General features: G+C 60.2%; 24 protein-coding genes. 13 read left to right on the top strand and 11 right to left on the bottom strand.

What is annotated here, in order from left to right:
• Nucleotides 1-69 precede the first annotated feature (69 nt).
• From I3J13_RS19430 to I3J13_RS19410, 5 genes are all read right to left on the bottom strand, one after another.
• Nucleotides 70-435 carry a hypothetical protein gene (locus I3J13_RS19430; protein ID WP_020809241.1) on the bottom strand — a complete coding sequence of 122 codons (366 nt, stop codon included), beginning with the start codon at nt 433-435 and terminating at the stop codon, nt 70-72.
• 262 nt (nt 436-697) lie between these two features.
• A complete protein-coding gene (locus I3J13_RS19425) occupies nt 698-1,774 on the bottom strand; it encodes an ABC transporter ATP-binding protein (RefSeq protein WP_003520178.1) in 1,077 nt (358 codons plus the stop codon).
• Nucleotides 1,775-1,860: 86 nt separating this feature from the next.
• Nucleotides 1,861-2,736 carry a carbohydrate ABC transporter permease gene (locus tag I3J13_RS19420; protein WP_059757136.1) on the bottom strand — a complete coding sequence of 292 codons (876 nt, stop codon included), beginning with the start codon at nt 2,734-2,736 and terminating at the stop codon, nt 1,861-1,863.
• Nucleotides 2,729-3,682, bottom strand: a complete 954-nt coding sequence (locus I3J13_RS19415) for a carbohydrate ABC transporter permease (protein ID WP_003520181.1) — start codon at nt 3,680-3,682, stop codon at nt 2,729-2,731. The genes I3J13_RS19420 and I3J13_RS19415 overlap by 8 nt, the downstream gene beginning before the upstream one ends.
• A gap of 6 nt (nt 3,683-3,688) precedes the next feature.
• Nucleotides 3,689-4,978, bottom strand: coding sequence for an ABC transporter substrate-binding protein (locus I3J13_RS19410; protein ID WP_059757133.1), 1,290 nt, complete (start codon nt 4,976-4,978; stop codon nt 3,689-3,691).
• 117 nt (nt 4,979-5,095) lie between these two features.
• Between I3J13_RS19410 and I3J13_RS19405 the strand changes: the two genes are divergently transcribed.
• The 10 genes from I3J13_RS19405 (at nt 5,096) to I3J13_RS19360 (ending at nt 12,946) form a co-directional block, all read left to right on the top strand.
• Nucleotides 5,096-5,806: a TetR/AcrR family transcriptional regulator gene (locus tag I3J13_RS19405; protein ID WP_078053611.1), complete on the top strand. Its 711-nt coding sequence runs from the start codon at nt 5,096-5,098 to the stop codon at nt 5,804-5,806.
• A gap of 245 nt (nt 5,807-6,051) precedes the next feature.
• Nucleotides 6,052-7,194: a Gfo/Idh/MocA family protein gene (locus tag I3J13_RS19400; protein ID WP_059757130.1), complete on the top strand. Its 1,143-nt coding sequence runs from the start codon at nt 6,052-6,054 to the stop codon at nt 7,192-7,194.
• Between the two features lie 10 nt (nt 7,195-7,204).
• Entirely contained in the window at nt 7,205-8,368 is a 1,164-nt protein-coding gene (locus tag I3J13_RS19395; protein WP_196379860.1) for a DUF993 family protein, read from the top strand.
• A 24-nt stretch (nt 8,369-8,392) separates the two neighbouring features.
• Entirely contained in the window at nt 8,393-9,214 is an 822-nt protein-coding gene (locus tag I3J13_RS19390) for a sugar phosphate isomerase/epimerase family protein (protein WP_196379859.1), read from the top strand.
• 18 nt (nt 9,215-9,232) lie between these two features.
• Entirely contained in the window at nt 9,233-10,468 is a 1,236-nt protein-coding gene (locus I3J13_RS19385; protein ID WP_196379858.1) for a Gfo/Idh/MocA family protein, read from the top strand.
• Between the two features lie 335 nt (nt 10,469-10,803).
• Nucleotides 10,804-10,974 carry a hypothetical protein gene (locus I3J13_RS19380; RefSeq protein WP_020809249.1) on the top strand — a complete coding sequence of 57 codons (171 nt, stop codon included), beginning with the start codon at nt 10,804-10,806 and terminating at the stop codon, nt 10,972-10,974.
• Between the two features lie 281 nt (nt 10,975-11,255).
• Nucleotides 11,256-11,465 (top strand): cold-shock protein, encoded by a 210-nt coding sequence (locus tag I3J13_RS19375; RefSeq protein ID WP_003520191.1) that lies wholly within the window; start codon nt 11,256-11,258, stop codon nt 11,463-11,465.
• Nucleotides 11,466-11,661: 196 nt separating this feature from the next.
• Nucleotides 11,662-11,877: a hypothetical protein gene (locus I3J13_RS19370; RefSeq protein ID WP_020809402.1), complete on the top strand. Its 216-nt coding sequence runs from the start codon at nt 11,662-11,664 to the stop codon at nt 11,875-11,877.
• 96 nt (nt 11,878-11,973) lie between these two features.
• Nucleotides 11,974-12,111 (top strand): hypothetical protein, encoded by a 138-nt coding sequence (locus I3J13_RS19365; RefSeq protein WP_020809401.1) that lies wholly within the window; start codon nt 11,974-11,976, stop codon nt 12,109-12,111.
• Nucleotides 12,112-12,658: 547 nt separating this feature from the next.
• Nucleotides 12,659-12,946 (top strand): hypothetical protein, encoded by a 288-nt coding sequence (locus I3J13_RS19360; RefSeq protein WP_080854724.1) that lies wholly within the window; start codon nt 12,659-12,661, stop codon nt 12,944-12,946.
• A gap of 350 nt (nt 12,947-13,296) precedes the next feature.
• Here the strand turns inward: I3J13_RS19360 and I3J13_RS19355 are convergent, their stop codons facing one another.
• A complete protein-coding gene (locus I3J13_RS19355) occupies nt 13,297-14,394 on the bottom strand; it encodes an acyltransferase family protein (protein ID WP_196379857.1) in 1,098 nt (365 codons plus the stop codon).
• A gap of 312 nt (nt 14,395-14,706) precedes the next feature.
• Between I3J13_RS19355 and I3J13_RS19350 the strand changes: the two genes are divergently transcribed.
• Nucleotides 14,707-14,943: an acyl carrier protein gene (locus tag I3J13_RS19350; protein WP_003520197.1), complete on the top strand. Its 237-nt coding sequence runs from the start codon at nt 14,707-14,709 to the stop codon at nt 14,941-14,943.
• Nucleotides 14,944-14,955: 12 nt separating this feature from the next.
• Here the strand turns inward: I3J13_RS19350 and I3J13_RS19345 are convergent, their stop codons facing one another.
• The 4 genes from I3J13_RS19345 to I3J13_RS19330 all read right to left on the bottom strand — a co-directional run bounded on the left by I3J13_RS19345 (nt 14,956) and on the right by I3J13_RS19330 (nt 19,229).
• A complete protein-coding gene (locus tag I3J13_RS19345; RefSeq protein ID WP_196379856.1) occupies nt 14,956-16,914 on the bottom strand; it encodes a MacB family efflux pump subunit in 1,959 nt (652 codons plus the stop codon).
• 3 nt (nt 16,915-16,917) lie between these two features.
• Complete coding sequence (locus tag I3J13_RS19340; RefSeq protein ID WP_196379855.1) at nt 16,918-18,141, bottom strand: efflux RND transporter periplasmic adaptor subunit; 1,224 nt, start codon at nt 18,139-18,141, stop codon at nt 16,918-16,920.
• Nucleotides 18,142-18,163: 22 nt separating this feature from the next.
• Nucleotides 18,164-18,460 carry a hypothetical protein gene (locus I3J13_RS19335; RefSeq protein ID WP_059757103.1) on the bottom strand — a complete coding sequence of 99 codons (297 nt, stop codon included), beginning with the start codon at nt 18,458-18,460 and terminating at the stop codon, nt 18,164-18,166.
• Between the two features lie 127 nt (nt 18,461-18,587).
• A complete protein-coding gene (locus tag I3J13_RS19330; RefSeq protein ID WP_196379854.1) occupies nt 18,588-19,229 on the bottom strand; it encodes a hypothetical protein in 642 nt (213 codons plus the stop codon).
• A 202-nt stretch (nt 19,230-19,431) separates the two neighbouring features.
• On the opposite strand from I3J13_RS19330, the gene I3J13_RS19325 reads away from it, so the two are divergent.
• Together I3J13_RS19325 and I3J13_RS19320 are read left to right on the top strand one after the other, a co-directional pair.
• A complete protein-coding gene (locus I3J13_RS19325; protein ID WP_196379853.1) occupies nt 19,432-20,163 on the top strand; it encodes a response regulator in 732 nt (243 codons plus the stop codon).
• Nucleotides 20,160-21,422: an ATP-binding protein gene (locus tag I3J13_RS19320; protein WP_196379852.1), complete on the top strand. Its 1,263-nt coding sequence runs from the start codon at nt 20,160-20,162 to the stop codon at nt 21,420-21,422. The genes I3J13_RS19325 and I3J13_RS19320 overlap by 4 nt, the downstream gene beginning before the upstream one ends.
• A gap of 2 nt (nt 21,423-21,424) precedes the next feature.
• Here I3J13_RS19320 and I3J13_RS19315 read toward each other — a convergent pair whose 3' ends face one another.
• Complete coding sequence (locus tag I3J13_RS19315) at nt 21,425-22,549, bottom strand: glycoside hydrolase family 88/105 protein (protein WP_196379851.1); 1,125 nt, start codon at nt 22,547-22,549, stop codon at nt 21,425-21,427.
• Between the last annotated feature and the right edge of the window lie 6 nt (nt 22,550-22,555).

The following is a 22,555-nucleotide window of genomic DNA, read 5'->3' as shown; positions in this document are numbered from 1 at the left end:
GAATCTCGAAATTGACGCCTACCATCTTTGCCAAATCGCCGAGAACCAGCAGGCACGCAGACGTTAAACTCACTTCGCCCTATAGGCGTCAATTGCATACATTAAGACTTGTTCCTTTTTCCTCGCTGCCTCAGATCGACCCGACATCAGACCTGCCGCAATTCCTTGCCAGCTGAAAAACCAAGGCATCGCTAAAACGATCGCTAGAAGTAGGGGAAGACCAGTGATCAACAAGAAAATTGTCGCAGCACTCTTGGAGTAAGCTTGCAATATTATATGCGGCAGCATCACTGGCGTCGCCATAACAAACCACCAAAATGAGACCACCAACGAGATTGGAAAGCCTGCCACGAGCGGCATCTGCTGCGCCTTGTTAAGCGCCCAAAGCTCACTACGATGACGATAATATGTGATGCGCTGCCATAATCTCAGCATTCGTCTCTCCAGTCTTAACTTTCACACTGGACAGATTTTCCTCGTTACGCAATCGGACCTTGCCACGTGCGTCCACCTTTGTTCTTCACGATCATCATCGACGCACTGTGCCCTCGGCTCGAGATGCAGCTTACCGAAGTCTTTGGTCGCGAAAGAACCTCTTCATCGCGTAAGCACGCAATCGCTCGAAAAGGCCTGCAAAGCCAATATGACTGAAGGGGGCTTTTCTCTTGTCATCTACTTTAGACGCTAAATACAAGTGTCATATCCGCCGCCCATCCGCCCCGAACAGATGCGTCTTCGAAAGATCGAATGCAAAGGGAATGGTCTCACCGATGCGGATATGGCGCTGGCCGTCCAGCAGCACGGTGGCGGGCTGGCCGTCGGGGGTCGCAGTGTAGACCACCGTTGAGCCGCCGAGATGTTCGACGAGCTGGATGGAGGCCTCACCCAGCGAGGCCGATTGCGCCTGCGGGTTCACATGTTCCGGGCGCACGCCGAAGGTTAGCGGTTCGCCCTGTTGCGCGGCGACCGGTTTTTCCAGCACGATACGCTGACCGGCGACCTCGATGGTGCGGTTGGAACTGTCGCCTGACGCCACTTTCGCGGAGAGGAAATTCATCTTCGGCGAGCCGATGAAACCGGCGACGAACTGGTTGGCCGGGTTGTTGTAGAGATCGAGCGGGCGGCCGACCTGCATGATGCGGCCGTCGCGCAGCACGACGATCTTGTCGGCCATGGTCATGGCTTCCACCTGGTCGTGCGTCACATAAATCATTGTGCTGCCGAGCGTCTGGTGCAGCTTGGCGATTTCGACGCGCATCTGCACGCGCAGTTCCGCATCGAGGTTGGAAAGCGGCTCGTCGAACAGGAAGATTTTCGGTTCGCGCACGATGGCCCGGCCGATGGCGACACGCTGGCGCTGGCCGCCCGAAAGCGCCTTCGGCTTGCGCTGCAACAGCGGGCCGATCTGCAGGATATCGGCGGCTTTCTGCACCCGCGCCTGTACTTCCGGTTTCTTGTAACCCGCCGTTTCCAGACCGAAGGCGAGGTTCTTGTAGACGCTCATATGCGGATAAAGCGCATAGGACTGGAAGACCATGGCGATGCCGCGCTTGGAGGCGGCGGTTTCATTGACCCTTTCGCCATCGATACGCAGATCGCCTTCGGAGATTTCCTCAAGCCCCGCGATCATGCGCAGAAGCGTAGATTTGCCACAGCCCGAGGGGCCGACGAAAACGGTGAACTCGCCCGGCTCGATCTTGAGATCGATGCCGTGAACGACCGGAAAGGCGCCGAACCGCTTGACGATTTTTTCGAGCGTAATGCTGCTTGCCATGCTGTTTCTCCCGACTGTCACGCCGCATGCAGGGCGGCAGCGACAGTGTTGATTGTCTTAAAATGCGTTCCCGATCCGGGTTCCGTTCAGCGTTTCATTCCGGTGGTGGCGATACCTTCGATCAGCAACCGCTGGAAGAACAGGAAGAACAGGAAGACCGGCACCAGCGACAGGTTGGACATGGCGAAAAGCGAGGTCCAGTCCGAGCTGCCGGTGGAATCCACGAAGGATCTGAGGCCGAGCTGCACGGTGTAGGTGTTGATGTCGTTCAGATAGATCAGCGGCCCGAAGAAATCGTCCCAGGTCCAGATGAAGGAAAAGATAGCGGCCGTCGCGAGAACCGGCAGCGACAAAGGCAGCATGATCTTCCAGTAGATGCGGAAGGGCGAGCAGCCATCCATGACAGCCGCCTCGTCCAGCTCGCGCGGGATGCCGCGGAAGAACTGCACCATCAGGAAGATGAAGAAGGCGTCCGTCGCCAGATATTTCGGCACGATCAGCGGCAGCGAGGTGTTCACCCAGCCCATTTCCAGAAACAGGATATATTGCGGGATGAGCACGACGTGATAGGGCAGCATCAGCGTGCCGAGCATCAGCGCGAACCAGAAATTGCGCCCTCCGAAGCGAAGCCGGGCAAAAGCGAAGGCCGCGAGCGAGCAACCGACCACGTTTCCTATGGTGGCAAGCACCGAGATGAAGAAGGAGTTCCAGAAGAACTGTCCGAAGCTCACCTGCAGCCCGGTCCAGCCGCGAATATATCCGCCGACATCCACCGCCGAGGGAATGAGCGAGGAAGAGCCGAACAGCTCGTCCTGCGGCCGGAAGGAACCCGATATCATCCACAGGATCGGATAGAGCATCGCGAAGGACGCGACGATCAGCGCCGTGTGGAGCATCACCGATTTCAGCGGCGAACGTTGCGGGCCCTGGCCCGGCCGGGGGGCGGTAACAGCATCAGTCATCGTAGTGCACCCAGTATTTCGCGCTGAGGAACGAGAAGGCCGTGAACAGCGAGATGATGATCACCAAAATCCAGGCAAGCGCCGAGGCATAACCCATGCGGAAGAAACCGAAGGCTTCCTGGTAGAGATAAAGCGTGTAGAACAGCGTCGAGTTGATCGGCCCGCCGGTGCCTTCGGAAATGATGAAGGCGGGCGTGAAAGCCTTGAAGGCATCGATGGTCTGGATCACCGCGTTGAAGAAGATCACCGGCGTCAAAAGCGGCAGGGTAATGCGGAAGAACTGCCGCACCTTGCTCGCACCGTCGATTTCGGCGGCCTCATACATGTCCTGCGGGATTTGTCTCAGACCCGCGAGGAAGATGATCATCGGCGAACCGAACTGCCAGACGGACAGGATGACCAGCGTGTAGATCGAATAATCCGGATTGGAAATCCAGCTCGGCCCTTCATAACCGAAGGCCTGCCACAGGATCATGTTGACGAGACCGTCAGAGGCGAAAAGCTGGCGCCAGAGCACGGCAATCGCGACGCTCGAACCCAGCAGCGACGGCAGATAGAAGATCGCCCGATAGAGCGTCAGGCCCTTGATGCCGCGGTTGAAGGCGAGCGCGACCAGCAGCGCGAAGATCAGCTTCAGCGGCACCGACAGCAGCACATAGGTAAAGGTGACCTGCATGGCCGCGGCGAATTTCGGGTCGGCCGTGGCGATGCGCACATAATTGGCCGCCCCCACCCAGTCCGGCGACTGCAACAGGTCGTAATTGGTGAAAGACAGATAAAGAGACGCAAGCGCGGGACCGAGGGTGAGGCCGAAAAAGCCAATCAGCCAGGGCAGCAGAAACAGGTAGGCGTGAATGTTGCGGTCGAAAATCCGCTTCACGCCGCCCCGCTTCGGGAGAGCCGCGCCACGGCTCTCCCCCACAAGAGTTTCAGATCGAAAGGCCATAAACCATCACTTCCGTTTGATAACGGTTTCGGATTCCTTGACGAGGCGGTCACCGCCCTCTTCCGGCGTGATCTTGCCGAAGCCGATTTCCTCCGCCGTGCGTTTGAGGACGAAGGCGAATTCGCCCGCGCCCGGAGGCGGCGCCGGCGGCAGATCGCCGACGCCGGGGGTAATCTCGGCAATATAGTCCACCATCGTCTTGCTGACCTCGTCGAGCTTGCTGCTCAACTGGCTACGCATGGATTCCGAGGCCGGAACGCCGCGCTCGACGCCGAGAATATCGATGCCCTGCGGTTCAGCCACAAGGAAGTTGATGAAACCGACGGCCTGCTCGATGCCGGCGCTGCCATTGGCGACGCTGATAAGCATGGAGGGTTTCAGATAATGGCCGGAAGGGCCATCCTTCGTGCTCTTCGGATAGGAGCTTATGGCAAGCTTGGACTTGTTGAGCTTCTGATAACCGACGAACTGGTTGGAATGGGCGAATGCCGTTGCCGCCTTGCCCGTCGTCAAAGGGTTGGTTTCGATGTTGAGCTGGTCGAGCGCCTGCACATCGGCCGGCACACAGGCGCCGCTCTTGCGCAAATCCGCCCACAAAGTGAACCACTTGGTCGCATCGGCAGGATCGAAGCCGATACCGCCATCCTGCGTGTAAAGCGACTTGCCGTTCTGGCGCAGCCAGTTCTCGAAGCTAGGCTCCACGCCGCTGGCATCGGCCGTGGCGTAATAGCCGGGCTTCGGCTTGTTCTTGCTGAGCTTGGCGGCGTTTTCGGCAAACTCCTCCCAGGTCTGGCCGATCGCCGGCGGTGTCGCACCGGATTTTTCCCAGGCCGCCTTGTCGAAGAAGACGGCGCTTGAATTGACGCCGAGATTGATGCCGTAAAGCTTGCCATCGACCCGGCCGGAATCGATGTTCATCTTGCCGAAATCCTCGATCTTCAGGCTCTTGCCGATATAATCGTCCAGCGGCGCCAGCGCGCCGCGACGGCCATATTCGAAGATATAGCGATAATCCATCTGGATCAGATCGGGCGCATTGCGGCCCGCAACCTGCGTGGCAAGGCGCGGCCAATAATCGCTCCATCCTGCGAATTCGCCGGCAATATCGAGATCCGGCTTGACCTGCTTATAGGCTGCTATCGCCTTGTTGGTGCGGTCGGCGCGCTCCTGCGACCCCCACCACAACATGCGAAGGCGCGCGGCCTGGGCCTGCGCTGAACCACCTCCCAGTGTTGCAAGCGACAGGGCCGCAAGCCCCGCTGAAAGCACACCTCTCCTCTGAAGCATCACGGGCATTGGCAACTCCTCCCTATTGACTGCCAATTGATGATGAACGTAAACGACACTTGCCGTTTTATAACTAATTGGTTACATGGGAACACTGATCGCAAACATTGTCAAGCGGGTGCTGAAATGGAAGAAACGACAAAAAACCAGCCGTCCGATCCGACCCCCGATGCGGCCATGGAGAAAACGCCGTCACCCAAGCGCAAGCGCGCGACGACACAGGTGCGAAACCCGGAAAGAACGCGCGCCGCCATTCTCGAAGCCGCCCGCCGCGAGGTGGCCGCCAAGGGGCTGGCGGGGGCTCGAATCGATGTCGTCGCCCGCCGCGCCGGCACCAACAAGCGGATGATCTACCATTATTTTGGCGACAAGGATGCGCTTTATCTCGCCGTTCTGGAAGACGCCTACCGCCATATCCGCCACACCGAGAGACGGCTTGACCTGGCCCGCAAGGCCCCTTCGGAGGGCTTGCGCGAGCTTGCGCTTTTCACCTGGCACTACTTCCTCGACCACCCCGAATTCCTCAGCATCCTCGCCACGGAAAACCTCAATAAAGCCCGCTATCTCAGGCAATCCCCGACGATTACGGCGATGCATTCGAACTTCATTTCGGAGCTGGAAGACGTTCTGCGGCGCGGCAGCAACGCGGGCGAATTCCGTGACGGCCTCGATCCGATCGACGTCTATCTGACCATCGCTTCGCTCGGCGCTTTTTATCTTTCGAACCGGTTCACGCTGTCGACCATCTTCCAGCGCGACCTGACAGACCCCGCCGAACTCGAACGCTGGGGCCAGCATATCGTCGACACCCTGCTTGCTGCAGTGCGGCCGGTCTGAGCCGGCCAAACCGAATTCCTCTTTAACAACAGCGACGACGCGCCATTCGCATCCGCGAAGCGCGTCGTTTTCTTTTGCGGCGCGGTGGAAACGCGAAAACGCAACCGTCGTCAGGCCATGAATTTTTCCTGTCAAAAACACCTTGACAGATCGCATCCTTCACGACCACAAATAACCAAATGGTTACAAATTGCCATGTTTGACGGAAGCGGCTTTCGGGAAGAGGCCGCCTTGGGAGGAAATTCATGAAACGTATCGGCGTCATCATGCACGGCATCACCGGCCGCATGGGTTACAACCAGCATCTCGTGCGCTCCGTTCTCGCCATTCGCGATCAGGGCGGCGTGCTGTTGAAGAACGGCGAAAGGGTCATGCTCGACCCCATTCTGGTCGGCCGCAACGGCGCGAAGATCGAGGAAATCGCCAGAAAGCACAATGTCGCGCGCTGGACGACCGACATCGACGCCGCATTGGCAAACCCTGACGATACGCTTTTCTTCGATGCCGGCACGACGCAGATGCGCGGCAGCCTGCTGGAGAAAGCCATCAAGGCGGGCAAGAACGTTTATTGCGAAAAGCCGATTTCCGACACGATGGAAGAGGCGCTGGCCATTGCACGGCTGGCCGAAAGCGCCGGCATCAAGCACGGCGTGGTGCAGGACAAGCTGTTCCTGCCGGGCCTTCGCAAGCTCGCCATGCTGCGCGACAGCGGCTTTTTCGGCAAAATCCTCTCGGTGCGCGGCGAGTTCGGTTACTGGGTTTTCGAAGGCGACTGGCAGCCGGCGCAGCGCCCCTCCTGGAACTACCGTCTGAAGGATGGCGGCGGCATCATTCTCGATATGCTGTGCCACTGGCGTTATGTGCTCGACAACCTGTTCGGTCCGGTGAAATCGGTGAGCTGCCTCGGCGCGACCCATATTCCGGAACGTTTCGATGAGCAGGGCAAAGCCTATAAGGCGGATGCCGACGATGCCGCTTATGCCACTTTCGAGCTGGAAGGCGGCGTGATCGCCCACATCAACTCCTCATGGGCGGTGCGGGTGCGCCGCGACGACCTCGTGACCTTTCAGGTGGACGGCACCCATGGTTCGGCGGTGGCGGGCCTGACAAAATGCTTTACCCAGCACCGCACCAACACGCCGAAGCCGGTGTGGAACCCCGATCAGCCGCAGACCATCGATTTCTACAAGACCTGGCAGGAAGTGCCGGACAATGTCGTTTATGACAACGGCTTCAAGGCGCAGTGGGAAATGTTCGTGCGCCACCTCGTCGACAACGACCCGTGGCCCTATGGCCTCATGGAAGGCGTGAAGGGCGTACAGCTTGCGGAGCTTGGACTGAAATCCTGGAAGGAACGCCGCTGGCTCGACGTTCCCGCCCTTTCCTGAGGAGGCGACGGTGAGCGAACTCAAGCTTCCGAAGGACGACCGCAGCATCGAGGTCTACAAATTATCCGGCACGCCGGTCGCGGTTGAGAAACGAAGTGCCGCGGATTTCAACCGCGTCGCCTTCGCCGCCGCCCATGTGGTGGCCGATCCCCTTGCCGATAACGATCCGTGGCTGACGCCCGCCATCGACTGGGACGCCACCTTACGTTTCCGTCACCGCCTTTGGGACCTCGGCCTCGGTGTCGCCGAGGCGATGGATACGGCGCAGCGCGGCATGGGGCTCGCATGGCCGCAGGCGCAGGAACTGATTTCCCGTTCGCTGAAGGAGGCGGCCAGCCGCAAGGATGCGCTGATCGCCTGCGGCGTCGGCACCGATCATCTGAATGGCGGCGGTTACGACCTGAACCAGATTGTCGACTCTTATCTCGAACAGCTTGATTTTGTTCAGGGAGAAGGCGGACGCGTGATCCTGATGGCGAGCCGCGCTCTGGCCGCTGCCGCCCGTTCGCCGGATGATTATCTCAAGGCTTATGCCAGGGTTCTATCCCATGCCGACCAGAAAGTGGTGATCCACTGGCTGGGCGAAATGTTCGACCCGGCGCTTGAGGGTTATTGGGGGGCTGGCGACCACATGGCGGCGATGGAAACCTGCCTTGCCATGATCGAAGAGAATGCCGACAGGATCGACGGCATCAAGATTTCGCTTCTCTCCAAGGAAAAGGAAATCGTCATGCGCCGCCGCCTGCCCGCCGGGGTACGCATGTATACCGGTGACGATTTCAACTATGCCGAACTGATCGCCGGTGACGAGAAGGGCCATTCGGACGCGCTGCTCGGCATTTTCGACGCCATAGCGCCAGCTGCTTCGAAAGCGCTGGCCAGCCTGAAGCGCGGCGCGGACAACGAGTTCTTCGATATTCTGGAGCCGACGGTGGCGTTATCGCGCCATATCTTCAAGGCCCCGACCCGCTTCTACAAGACCGGCGTGGTGTTCCTCGCCTATCTCAACGGGTTGCAGAGCCATTTCACCATGGTCGGCGGGCAGGAAAGCACCCGCTCCACGCAGCATTTCGCCGAGCTTTTCCGGCTTGCGGACAAGGCCAATGTGCTGGCCGAGCCGGATCTGGCAACGCATCGCATGAAGGCGTTTCTGGCCGTCCGTGGCATCGGGTGAAGCAAAATAAGGGGAGATACCGAGATGAGCATTGAAGGCCTTTCCATCAATTTCGCCACCGTGCGGCAGGGCGGAGACTTCGGCACAATCGTCGATGCCTGCCTTGCCCATGGCATCACCGCCATCTCGCCCTGGCGCGAGCAGGTGCATGGCGTTGGCCTTGCTGAAGCCGCCCGCATTGTCGAACAGAACGGGCTGCGCCTCAGCGGCCATTGCCGGGGCGGCTTTTTCCCCGCGCCCAATGCGGAAGGCCGCCGCCTCGCCATCGAGGACAATAAACGCGCCGTCGATGAGGCAGCCGCCATGAAGGCCGATTGCCTTGTGCTGGTCGTGGGCGGCCTGCCCGCAGGCTCACGCGACCTGAAAGGCGCACGGCAGATGGTGGAGGACGGCATGGCCGAGCTTCTTCCCTATGCGCGGGCCGCCGGCGTACCGCTCGCCATCGAACCGCTGCATCCCTTTTATGCCGCCGACCGCGCCTGCTTCAACACGCTGAAACAGTCGCTCGATCTCTGCGACAGGCTGGGGTCTGGCACCGGCGTCGCCATCGATGTCTACCATGTCTGGTGGGACCCGGAACTGGAGGAACAGGTGGCGCGTGCGGGCAGAAACGGGCAAATTCTCGCCCACCATATCTGTGACTGGCTGGTGCCGACCACCGATCCTCTCAACGATCGCGGCATGATGGGTGACGGCGTGATTGACCTGAAGGCATTTCGCGCCATGATCGAGGCCGCCGGCTTCCACGGCCCGCAGGAAGTGGAAATCTTTTCGCATCGCTGGCAGGCGCGCCCGATGGACGAGGTCCTCGCCACCGTGGTCGAGCGTTTCAAGACTGTTTGTTGATTATCCGGGAGAGAGACAATGCCTGAAAAGGTGAAACGCAAACGCTATGCGCTGGTCGGCACCGGCAATCGCGGCACCACCATGTGGGGCCGCGAATTGCTGGCCGGCTGGAGCGACTATGTCGAACTGGTCGGCATTTGCGACCTGAACCTGATGCGCGCCGAACGCGCCCGCGCCATGATGGGATCGAACGCGCCGCTTTACGACGATTTCGACCGGATGATGGAGGAGCAGCGACCCGAACTGGTGATCGTCTGCACACCTGACGACACCCATGACGACATCATCATCCGCGCGCTCGAAGGCGGGGCCGATGTCATCAGCGAAAAGCCCATGACCACCACCCCGGAAAAGATCGACCGCATTCGCGCGGCGGAGGCCAAAAGCGGCCGCCGGGTCGACGTCTCCTTCAATTACCGTTTCTCTCCCACCGCCGCCCGCATCAAGGAGCTGATCGACGAAGGCGCCATCGGCACCGTCACTTCGGTCGATTTCCACTGGTATCTCGATAACCAGCACGGCGCGGATTATTTCCGCCGCTGGCACGCCTTCACCGAACATTCCGGCAGCCTGTTCGTGCACAAGGCGACCCACCATTTCGATCTCTTGAACTGGTATCTCGATTCCGATCCCGTGGAAGTAAAGGGTTTCGGGCAATTGCTGCATTATGGCAAGAACGGTCCGTTCCGGGGAACGCGCTGTCGCACCTGTCCGCACAAAAGCGAGTGCGATTATTTCATGGATCTCGGCGCCGATCCTTTTCTCGATGCGCTTTATGAAGACCCTTCGGCGGTGGACGGTTATGTGCGCGATGCCTGCGTCTTCCGCGAGGAGATCGACATTCCCGACACGATGAGCGCCTCGATCCGTTATGCCAGTGGCGTGCAGGTTTCCTATTCGCTCAACACCTATATGCCGATCGAGGGCCATCACATCGCCTTCAACGGCCATAAGGGCCGCATCGAGATGCGCCAGTATGAAAAGCAGCCCTGGACGGAACCGCCGGCCGATGAAATCCTGCTGGTGAAAAGCTTCGGCGGCGGTGTCGAACATATCTGGGTGCCGCATGAGCCGGGCGGCCATTATGGCGGCGACAACCGCATGCGCGACATGATCTTCAAGCCCGGCTCCAACGACCGGCTGCGGCAGCGGGCGGGTTCGCGCGCCGGCGCCATGTCCGTTCTGACAGGCGTGGCGGCGCTGAAAAGCGCCCGTGAAGGCGGCACGGCGGCGGTGAAATCGCTGCCGGTTTAACCGCCTTCGTCTGCGGCCCATCGGCAGCTGGGCCGCAGACGGCAATTGCCAAAAAAGAACGGACGATATTCCGCAGATTACGCGCTTCTTCCATGCCGGTAAAATGGTCGCCGGGGGAAGAAAGAGTGAGTCATGTCCAGTTTTGAATCCTTCGTTCCGCTCATCATCATCGGCGTCAGCCTCGTCGTATTTTTCAAATGGGTCGGGCGAGATATGAACCGGGAAGAGAAAAAGCCGCGTTCCCGCCGCTGACGGCGGAAAAGCGCGCCCGCGCGGCGTGGAAACGGAACCCGCACCTTTTCCCCTGCGTTTTCCCTTTAAAAGGAGGACGCGACATGACGAAGAAAACGAAGCCGAAAACAGTCGACAAAGGGCCTTCCAGCCCGAACGACATTCCTCCCGCCGGCCCGCACGCCAAACCGTCCCTCACCGACTATGACAAGACGCCGGGCGCGGGCAGCCTGCCGGATGACGGCGCGAAAGACGTGTCTCCCGGCGGAGGTTGATGCGCGCGAGACCAAAGGCCGCGCCAGACCGGGCGCACGTTTGGGTCAGCGGGAAATAGCGCCGTGAACCAGATACTTAGCCGATGAGCGGTCGCTCGCCGGCGCTTTTTCCTTCAGGGCCCATTGCAAAATCAAAAATTGCGCCTATATTTTCCTCATCGACCATTGCTTGTGACGTCGTTCTGGAACGCTGTGTTCCCCGTCGGATTTCCTCTCAAATAATCGATCTTATCCCGCAAGGTATCGCGGGAACCACAACGATTCTACGAAAGGAAATCGTTATGAACACTGGTACTGTAAAGTGGTTCAACGCCACCAAGGGCTTCGGCTTCATTCAGCCTGACAATGGCGGCGCGGACGTTTTCGTTCACATTTCCGCTGTTGAGCGCGCCGGCATGCGTTCGCTGAACGACGGCCAGAAGATCAGCTACGAGATCGTCCAGGACCGTCGGTCCGGCAAAAGCTCGGCTGATAACCTTCAGGCAGCTTGATATTCGTCATTTGACCCCGCAGACCACGGATGTACTGGCTGCCGGTTAGAATGATTGTGAGAGGTCGGGTCAAAGCCCGGCCTTTTGTTTTTGGGCCAGGGAAAAAGCGCGTCCGCGAAGGGCTGCTGCCTGCCGCCAAAAAGGTTACCCGCCCCCGCCAGCCGTCCGATACCGCTCTTCCATAAAGGAGAATGCCATGGCCGCGTCAAAGGAAACTTTTTTCAAACCCGGCAAACTATCCGCACAGGACAGGGCGTCATTGACGGATAACGCCGCAAAGCAGATCATAAACGCCGAGGCCGACCAGCGCGCCCGCAAAACGGAACGCCTTCGCCAGCTTCGCGAAGCACAGGAAGCGACGATTATCGCCGACGCGCCGGTTTCCGCAAAAAAACGATCCGGCAAGAACTGACTGGCCGGATCTCCAGCATCGCCCGGTCGAACGGGCCTTGAACGGATTGTCTCATAGCCGCTCGAGGCCGTATCAATCCAACAGGAGGAGGACACCATGGCCAAGGGTCAATTGCGCAGCAACAAGGAAATCCGCAAACCGAAGAAGGACAAGACGAAAGCACCTGCCGCGCCGCCCGCCGGTTCGCAGGTCAAGTTCGCAAACGCCACGACAGCGGATGCCAAAAAGAAATAGGCGTCGTGCGGGCTGGCATGTCACGGCGAATAAAAGCACCGCCATGGATACCGGACTTGTTTTGGCCACATTGCCCATTTAAACAGCTCACATGGCAACTGCTGGTGAGCGCGAATGAAATCGACGTTCGCAGTTGTTTTAGTCGCTTCAGACTTTTGACCACGGATGTACTGGCACGGGTGTTGAGAGCGATATGAGGAAGGTCGGTGCAATATTGCCCCGGCCTTTTTTGTTGCCTGCGGCAGCGGCTGCTGCATCTTCCGCCGTCGTCAACGGAATTAACTTGCCTATTCCCCTTAATCAGCGCAGGCTTTTTCATCGGTAATTAAAGGGCGTTGCCGCCGTCAGGCCTGTTGCACCCCCAGCCCTGTCCCGCCCGTTGTCCGGCGGGAACGATCCGGAATTCACGCGACATGCATGACGGCACGGGCCGGAAACGGTTTCCCTGACGTCGCCCGCGTTTCAAGGCGTTGAAGCGTCCCCGCACCGCCTCTGGACGATAGCGCGACGCTCCGGCTTTTTGACCCCCACAGGAAAGGAGGACGTCATGTCTTCCGCATATGAAAATTGCATCATCACATCGCAGGACCTGAAAATGCTCCAGTCAGTGCTGGAAGGTCTCGGTTATGACAGCCACACCATGGATGACGAAGTCATTCTCTACAACAGTGCCGCCCGCAAGGTGATCCAGCTCTTTCAGGATGGCTTGACCGACCCTGCCGATATTTCGGAGGAAATGCTGTTCCTGTTCGGCGTTCACAAACATGAACGCGTCAAACCGTGGAAACCGCTGCCGCGTTACGCCATTCAGGGCCTGCCGCCTCTTTACCGGTGATGGGCTTCCTTCAAAATCACCGATGAAAATAACGGCTTGGCAAAAGCCGTATATCAGGCAACACTGAAATTGAGCGTCCCGCGCGCGATCAGGAGCGTCCCGGGAAGCTTGGGTATGGAATGTGCATCCGATGCGTTGCGGGACCATGACCGGTCTTCGCCAGACTTCGGTTGTTTCCCATGCCGGTAAGTTTTGCGTCTGCGTGGAGGTGAGTATGACGTATGACTGGAGCGGCCGCAAAATGCGCCGCATGCGAGCGGCGAAACTGACGATCATCAGCCTCGTCGCAGCTTTTGTGCTGACTGCCCCGATTTTCGCCCATTATTGAGGTTTTCAGCCGCGAGGCAGGGTCATACCGGCTGGCGGATTTCGCTCCGCTTTCTCAACCGGTTCTTCAGCCATTTCTGAACGCGCTGATCGTAATGGACCGTCAGCCACCATGACACGCACGTCGTGCCGATGAGGAAAACAATGCCGGCCGGCAAAGCGAGGTTTTCCCGGTGTACCGCGGGGATCAGAAGCTCCGTCCAGGCCAGAAGCGGAATATGCAGCACATAGACCGCATAGGACGCCGTGCCGAGAAACACCGAGACCATTCCCACCCCGCGCCCCGGAACCGTCTTGCTGGCGACGAACAGCAGCAGCGGCCAGACGATGAGGACAACCGCAAGATCGAAGAACGGCCGAAGCTCGCGCGACATCGGCACGGCCAGAATGAAACAGACCAGCAGAAGGCAAAGCGCCGCCTGAAAGGGTTTCAACTGCGGTACGCGATTGCGGAAACGGTAAATCAGCACGCCGGCAAAAAACGAGAAGAACACCCGCCCCATGCCGGCATACATTTCATGCCAGCGAAAACCGGCATGCAAACGGCCGAACTCGGCGGCGGCCATCATCAGCACAAGGGCGCTGACAATGAGCACCGCGACGGTCTGTTTCGTCGTAGCCCGGACACCGAAGCGGGCGTAAAACGCATTCACCACCAACTCGTTGAAAAGCGACCATGCCGGGCTAACGAGAAACAGCGCGCCGTTCAGGGTGAGCGTGAAGGGTGCCGGCAAAAAGAGCAGCCCCGTTACCAAGGCGAAAGCAAGCTCGCCGGGATCGATGGGACGATGCAGATCGTCGATCGGCGTCGGCAGGCCCAGCACGTAGAGGCAGATGAAATAGGCCGCCATCAGGACCAGCGCCAGCCCATAAAGAGGATAAAGACGTGCGAAGCGCGCCTTCATGAAAAAGCCTGGCGTAATCGCGCCTTCGGCCAGTTTCCGGCTATAGGCATGCGCGAGCACAAAACCGCTAAGCGCAAAAAACAGATCCACGGCGAGATAGCTCGAAGCCGTGCTTTTTCCGAACAGATCCTCGGCGTGGCGGTGGACGATGAAAAGAGCGGCCACGCCCCTTATGCCGTCGAGCAATATGAAGCGTTCCGGAGACGACTGGACCATGGCATGAGGCTCGGTGTGGCTGACGGATTTAAGGTTCACAGGCAACGAGCTTTACCGCGTTGCGGTTCACCGCTGCCAGTCACAAACTGTTTAACGTGGCGAACGTCCCATATTATTATGGAATACTAACGGGTGATCGACACCCTTTCGCGGCTGCGAAAGGCGTGCTACGTCCGGATGTCATCGATCTTCCGAACCTTTGACTCTGTGCCCTGTCCTTTCGAAACTTCAGCTTGATTTCGCTTGGATATCTTCGGCGCAAATTCAGATGTGGCGGCGTTCGACGGCAGGCAACTTTCGCGGAGTCTCACCATGTCCACCATTGCAGAACGTATCAGAAAAATCATCGTGGACCAGCTTGGCGCAGACCCTGCCACCATCGTGGACGAGGCCAGTTTTGCTGACGATCTCGGTGCGGATTCGCTCGAGACCGTTCAGATCGTCATGGAAATCGAAGAGGAATTCGGGGTGGAAATTCCAGATTCCGCCGCAAGCACGATCCTGACCGTTGGCGACGCCATCCGCTTCGTCGAAAAAAACAAGGCGTGACGGGCGGGGGATTTACCCCGCAGACAAAGCCGCGACGGGATCGAGCTTCGACGCGTTGCGCGCCGGCAGATAACCGAAGACAACGCCGATCAGCGTCGAGCAGACGAAAGCGGCGATGATCGACGCCGTGGAATAGACCATGGCGAAATTGCTGCTGAAGGCGGAAAAAAGCGCGCCGAAGCCGAGGCTGCCGAGCACGCCCAGCGCACCGCCGATGATGCAGACCAGCACCGCTTCGATCAGGAACTGCCGCAGAATATCGGTGCGCCGTGCGCCGACCGCCATGCGCACGCCGATTTCCGACACGCGTTCAGACACCGAAACGAGCATGATATTCATCACCCCGATGCCGCCGACCAGCAGTGAAATCACCGCAATGGCCGCAATCAGAAGGGTCAGCGTCTGCGTGGTGCTGGTGATGGTCTGGCGGATATCGTCGGTATTGAGAATGTAGAAATCCCGTGTGCCGTGCCGCTGGGTCAGAAGCGTGGTCACCGCCTGTTCGGCGATTGAGGCATCGACATCGTCGGCCACCTGCACCGTGATGCTGCGCAGCGACAGGCTGCCGAGAAAGCGCGACTGGACGGCGGTATAAGGCAGGTAGAGCGACAGATTCTGGCTTGAGCCGAAACCGCCCTGCTGCGCCTGCGTGACGCCGACGATGCGGGCCGGCACCTTGCCGATGAGAATGACCTGGCCGACAGGGCTGCCGTCGAAATCCGCAAACAGCGATTTGCGGGTATTTTCGTCGATCACCACTTCCTGCGCCTTCTGCGCGACGCTTCCGCCATCGAAAAAGCGGCCCTGCGACAGCTTGGTGCCCTTGGCGACGAAATAGCGCTCGCTGACGCCGTTCACCAGCGCATTCGCCTCCTTCGCACCGAAACGCACCGTGCTGGAGGTCGAGACCGTCGGCGTCACCGCCGCGACATAGGATTGCTTGGCAAGCGCTTCGGCATCGGAAACGACGAGCGTGGTGATCTTGCCCGACCTTATGTCGCCGAAATCCTTGCCCGCGAAGATTTCAAGCGTGTTGGTGCCGAGGCTCGATATGTTCTGCAGCACCCGCTGCTGCGACCCCTGCCCCAGCGCCACGACGCTGATGACCGAGGCGATGCCGATGATGATGCCGAGCATGGTGAGAAAGGTGCGCAGCTTGTGCGCCCGCATCGACAGAAGCGCCATGCGCAACGCCTCGCGCAGAGACGAAACGAGACCCGCAAGACTGGAAGACCCGCCGGAAACGGCAGCAGGTTTGGCATCGTCCTGCGGTACGGGCGTTGCATCCGTCCTGCGGTCGGAAATGATTATGCCGTCGCTGATTTCGATGATCCGGCCGGCGCGTCTGGCAATCGACATGTCATGGGTAACGATGATGACGGTGCGGCCTTCGGCATGCAGCTCGCCGAGGATGCGCAACACCTCGTCGCCGCTGGCGCTGTCGAGCGCGCCGGTCGGCTCGTCGGCAAGAATGATCTCGGCACCGTTCATCAGGGCGCGGGCGATGGAAACGCGCTGCTGCTGGCCGCCGGAAAGCTGGCCGGGACGGTGATCGAGGCGTTCCGCCATGCCGAGGCGGCCAAGCAGCCTTGCGGCATTGTGCCTGCGGTCGCCCTGCGTCTTGCCGGCATAGATCGCCGGAATTTCGACATTACCGAGCGCCGTCAGCTCGGCCAGCAAATGGTATCGCTGGAAGATGAAGCCGAGATTTTCACGCCGCAGCGCCGAAAGCGCGTCGGCATCTAGATTGCCCGTTTCCCGGCCCCTGATGCTGTAGCTACCCGAAGTTGGGCGGTCGAGGCAGCCGAGAATATTCATCAGCGTCGACTTGCCCGATCCGGACGCGCCGACGATCGCCACCATCTCACCGGCCTCGATGGTGAGGTCGATATTCTTGAGCACGCTGATCGTGCCTTCGCCGGAGGGATAATCCCGCCGCACGGTTTTAAGCGAAATCAGAGGTTCAGCCATGGTTCAAAGCCCCATCGGCGGGCCGCCCGGCCCCGGCATGGCGTTTGCGGTGGTGTCGGTGGAACGCTCGCCGGTCACCACGTGCTCATTCTCGGCAAGGCCGGAACGCACTTCCGCCGTGACCTTGTTGTTGAGCCCGATTTCGACCTTGCGCTCGGAAACCCTGCCATCGGCGCCGGCCACGCGCACGGCATAGCTGCCGTCGCTGTCCATGCTGCCAAGGGCTGCCGAGGGGACGGTCAGCACGTCCTTCGCTTCGCCGAGAACGATATGGACCTCCGCCGTCATATAGGTGCGCAGTTTGCCGTCCGGGTTCGGCACTTCGAACACGCCATTATAATAGATCGCCTCTGATGACGACGTGCTGGAAGAGGACGAGCTGGAGGATGAAGAGGTCGAGGAGCTGAAGCTGGAATCGCTGCGCACCGATTCCGGCGCCGGCTCTATCGAGGCGAGCGTCGCGTCGTAACGTTGCTGCGGCTCACCCAGCACGGTGAAATAGACCGGCAGGTCCGGCTTGACCCGCGTTACATCCGCCTCGGAAATTTCCGTGCGCACCGTCATCCGGTCGAGCTGGCCGAGAATGACGATGGTTGGCGCGGATTGGGTGGCGTTGACGGTCTGCCCTTCCTGGCTGACGATCGACAGAACCGTGCCTTCGATGGGCGCGGTGATCTTGGTATAGCCAAGATTGGCCTCGGCCGTTTCCACCGCGACCTGCGCTTCCTCGATCTGGGCGTCGATAGCTTCGATCTGCGCCTCGGTGACGGCGAGCGCCGCGATGGCGCTTTCGAAATCGGCGCGGGAGGCGGCGTTCTTCGACACCATCTCCTGCTGACGGGCGAGGCTCTGGCGGTTGAGAACAAGCGTCGCCTGCTTTTCCACCCGCTGCGCCTTCACGTTCGCAAGGGCCGCCTGCGCCGTGCGCAGGCTGTTCGTCTGGGTAACGGAATCGATTTCGGCGATTAGATCGCCCGCCTCGACCGTATCGCCGAGCGCCACCTTGACGGCGGTGATGCGGCCGGAGGCCTGCGCGCCGACGGCGACAAGGCGAACGGGTTTCAGCGTTCCCGTCGCCAGCACCGTCTGCTCGATATCGCCGCGTGTCACCGGTGCGGTTATGTAGTCGGGTGTGGCCGCCCGCGTATATTGCGAGGACAGCCAGTAGCCGCCCACAGCGAGAGCGACAACCGCCAGCAATGCGCCTGCCTTGCGTGCCGTTTTCATATTGATGTCCTGTCCAGCCGGTTCACTCGAAGGAAGAAACCGGCGTCATCTCGTGTTTCACGAGGATGAAACCCCTGTCCGCCTCGATCCATTCATAGGCAGAGGCGGATTTTCGCGCCGCGGCCTTGCGGCAGGTGCTGCGAAGACGTCTGGAATCCGTCTTTTCGCGCTGATCCTTCGCACAGGCGGGCTGACGCCGCTGTTCATCCTGCCGGGATTTGGCCGCCGGCTGTTGCACGGGCTTGTCCTTTGCCACGGCCACCGACCAGGCAAAGCTCAAACCAAAAGCCGTTGCCAGCACCAGATAGAAATATCTCATCATCGTCTTCCTGCTTGAAAATCACGCGGGGGATCGCAGGCGTGCGATCCCCCGGCTCCAGCCGTTGCCGGCTGATTTCCTCCTTTACTGGGGGGCAGATTAAAGGAGGAAACTTCGAATAGTTGCCTCAGCCCCGTTCCGCCTCGGGAACCGGCGGCCTCATATCGCCATGCGGGGGAGCAAAGCCGCCGCGCGCTGCGGGGCCATGACGCGGGCCGGGAGGCGGAGGCGGCATCAGCGCACGCTCGAGTTCGGCAAGCTTCAGCACCTGCTGCGGCGAAAGCTTCGGTTTCAGAGCGGCAACGGCGTCCTGCAGGGCTTTGGCCTTTTCCGCCTTCTGCGCGATGATGCCTGCCAGTTCCTCTCCCGCAAGACGCGGCTCGGGCTTGGCCTTGCCTTCACCCTGCACCGGCGGCGGCGGATTGCGCTCCGGACCGGGGGAAACGAGATCGATCAGCGCCGTGGTATAAGCGCGCCATGGACCGAGCTGCTCCGGCGTGACGCCGAGATAGATTTCGGCCGCCGAAAGCTTCGTCGCCAGCCCGAGAACATCCGGGCCGGGCATTCTGCGCATATGCGGCGGCAGCGGCCTTTCATCAGGACCACGATCCGGGCCGATGTCCGGGCCGAGATCGAGATTGGCGGGCGGCGGCGCAGCCTGTTCGGTCGCGCGGGGTGCGGGCGCATTCTCTTCCGTTGCCTGCGCGGCGGCGGAAACGCCGAGAATTGCTGTCGCGATGACGGCGGTGGCCAGTAGCGAGTTTCTCATCTTACCTTCCTTCCGTTTTCCAACATGAAAGGACGATAGGTGCATCGCGTTTCCGGCTTTGGTCCGAATGTTTCCGGGCTGCTTCCGCAAACCGCCTATTTGTAACCGAATGTTGCCAGAACGGCCCCGGAAAGCTTTCGTTGCAAAAATCCGCCGTTTCTTTTCAGCGCTTATGTATAGTGGCATCAAAAGGTTGGACGATATGACGACAGTTTCGGTGACACATATATTGATCGTCGATGACGATCCGGAAATACGCACATTGCTCGCGAAATATCTCGGCTCGCAGGGGTTTCGCGTGTCGATGGCCGCCGACAGGCGTGAGTTCGAGGAAAAGATCGCCAGCTCCGATCCCGATCTCATCGTGCTCGACGTGATGCTGCCCGATGGCTCCGGCCTCGATATCTGCCGCGATCTGCAGGGCCGCCGGCCGCGCACGCCGGTCATTCTCCTGACAGCGCTGAAGGAAGATGTCGACCGCATCGTCGGCCTGGAAATCGGCGCAGACGACTATCTCGGCAAACCCTTCAATCCGCGAGAACTCACGGCGCGCATCAAGGCCGTGCTGCGCCGCGCCACACCGCAGGAAGCCCCCCGCCCCTCATCCGCCGCCTATGGTTTTGCGGATTTCACCGCCGATCCAGAGCAGCGCTCCGTCGTCCGCGCCAGCGGTGAAAAGATAGATTTGACGGGAGCGGAATTCGATCTGCTGAAAGTCTTTCTCGACAGGCCCGGCCGGCTGCTTTCCCGCGATCAGCTTCTCGATCTCACGCAGGGCAAGGATCGCGGCCCGTTCGACCGCTCCATCGACGTGCTGATGAGCCGGTTGCGCAAGAAGCTGGACGCCGACACGCAAACGCCGATCTTCAAGACCGTGCGCAATGGCGGTTACCAGATGACGGTTCAGGTCAAAACCCTGCCGGTGCAGCGATGAGCTCGCTTAAAAACCGCATCACGGCGCTGATGATCGTCTCCATCATCGCGGTCATCGCACTTGCGACTTTTGTGGCGGACCGTACATTGCAGCCACCACCGCCCGACGCCACCATCGAGCCGCTGGCCCGCAGCCTCGCCTTTGCCGTGACCATGGCCGAGCGTGATCCTTCCCTGCAGCAGCCCGGTTATTTCCAGATCGAACAGAAGCCGCCGGAAGGCGATCTCGACGGCATGCTTTCGGAATTTCTGGAAAAGGCGCTGGCCCGTATCGGAGAGCCGCGCACCGCGATGGTCATTCGCTCGCCGGGAAATCCTGCCCCCGTGGCGGCTATCGCGCTGGAAAAAGGCGGCTGGCTGGTCGCGGAAATCCCGCATATGGGTCCGCCGCCGGGCGGCTGGAAGATTTTCGGCATGTGGATCGGGCTGATCATTCTCGGCAGCGCCGCCGTTTCGATCTTTGCCGCCAGCAAGATCACCCGCCCGCTCGACATGCTGGAAAATGCCGCCGCCAGCATCGGGCCTGACGGTTCGCTGCCGCACCTGCCGGAAACCGGACCGGGCGAAATCCGCGCCACGGCGCGGGCGCTGAACGAACTCGCCACTCGCCTGAAAGCGGCGATGGAAAGCCGCATGCGCCTCGTCGCCGCCGCCGGCCACGATCTCAGAACCCCGATGACCCGCATGCGGCTGAGGGCGGAATTCATCGAAAACGATGAGGAACGGGCCAAATGGCTGGCGGACCTCGAAGAGCTGGACGCCATCGCCGACAGCGCCATTCTTCTGGTGCGGGAAGAGGTCAGCCAGGACAGCGTCAAGACGATCGACATCGGCATGCTTCTCAGCGAAATCGTCAGCGATGTTTCCGATCTCGGCCATGCGGGTGCGCTCGACTTCATCGAGCCGGAAGCCGCCATGACCATCAAGGCGGCTCCGCTGGCGCTGAAGAGAGCCCTGCGCAACCTCATCCTGAACGCCGTTACCCATGGCAAGAAGGCGCATATCGATCTGACCGGAGACGACAGCGAAATCGTCGTGACCATCAGGGATGAAGGCCCCGGCATTCCGCAGGAACTGATCGGGCGGGTTTTCGAACCCTTCTTCCGGGTGGACCTCGCGCGGCGCAAATCAATCCCCGGCGTGGGTCTTGGTCTTGCCATCGCCAAGGAAATCATCGAGCGCTTCGGCGGCACGATCACCATTGCCAACCACAAGAAACAGGGCCTGATCCAGACCGTGATCTTCGCAAGGGCGGCGTGACGTCACGCCACTGAAACAGCCTGCGCCTGCGGCTTGGCCAGAAGCAGGCTTTCGGCATAGGCCATCATCAGCGGCCCAACACCCTTGGCATCGTCGGACACCACCGGCTCGGTCAGATAATATTCCGGCGTTCCATCGCGATAATTGCCCTCGAAGCCGCCAAGGCCCGCGACATGCACGATGCCGGTGAGGCGGGTCACGCCCTCTTCATCGGCTTTCAGCTGGGTTTCAAGAAGCGCCTCAAGCGCGCGACGACCCGCCGAAAGGGCGGCATTCGCCTCTTCGCCCTGCACGAGCTTCAACCGCACTGCGTGCAGCAAGGCATAGGCAAACATGGCCGAGGCGGATGTTTCCTCGTAATTGCCCGCAAGGCCCGGATTGTCGAGAACCTGCATCCAGAGCCCCGTCTCGGTCTGCCGTGCGACGATGCCGGCCAGAAGCAACCGCGTCTTGTTGCGAAGCGCCGCCGTCGCGCCGTCATCCGGCAGGATGGCCAGCGCGTCCACCAGCGCCATGGCGAGCCAGCCCACCGCACGCGCCCATATGGCGGGAGACTTGCCGCTTTGAGGATCGGCCCAGCGCTGGCTGCGGCTGTCGTCGTAACCATGGGCATAGAGCCCCCCGCTATCCTCCGTCGCCGCGAGCGCCGCTGAAAACTGCCGCAGCGCATCGTCGATCAGTTCCGCCCGGCCCGTCGCCCGCGCATATTCGATCTGGAAAGGAAGCCCCATATAAAGCCCGTCCAGCCAGACCTGATGCGGATAACGCTTCTTGTGCCAGTAATTCCCGGATGCGATCCGTGGATGGCTGCGCAGTTGCCCCGCCAGATGTTCCGCCGCAGCGAGGTAACGCGGATCGCCCGTTTCCGCCGCAAGGGGAAAGAGGATACGGCCGGCGAGGATATGATCGATATTATACTCCTGCGGATCGTAACCGGCGAGCGTGCCGTCTGGCGCTATCTGCGCATCGGCGAGACGGTGCAGATGATCGTTCCAGCGCGCTTCCCCTGTCGCCTCGAACAGCTGCTGCAGGCCGCGATAGACACATCCATCCTCATAACACCAGCTTCCGCCCTTGTAATGTTTATAGCGACTGGAGAATTGATCAAAATATTCAGTGGCTTTCATCGGTTT

Origin of the sequence: Agrobacterium leguminum (assembly GCF_015704895.1) — a bacterium.
GTDB lineage: Bacteria > Pseudomonadota > Alphaproteobacteria > Rhizobiales > Rhizobiaceae > Agrobacterium > Agrobacterium leguminum.
Note: the sequence above shows the minus strand (reverse complement) of the source record. Positions and strands in the feature narration are given on the sequence as shown.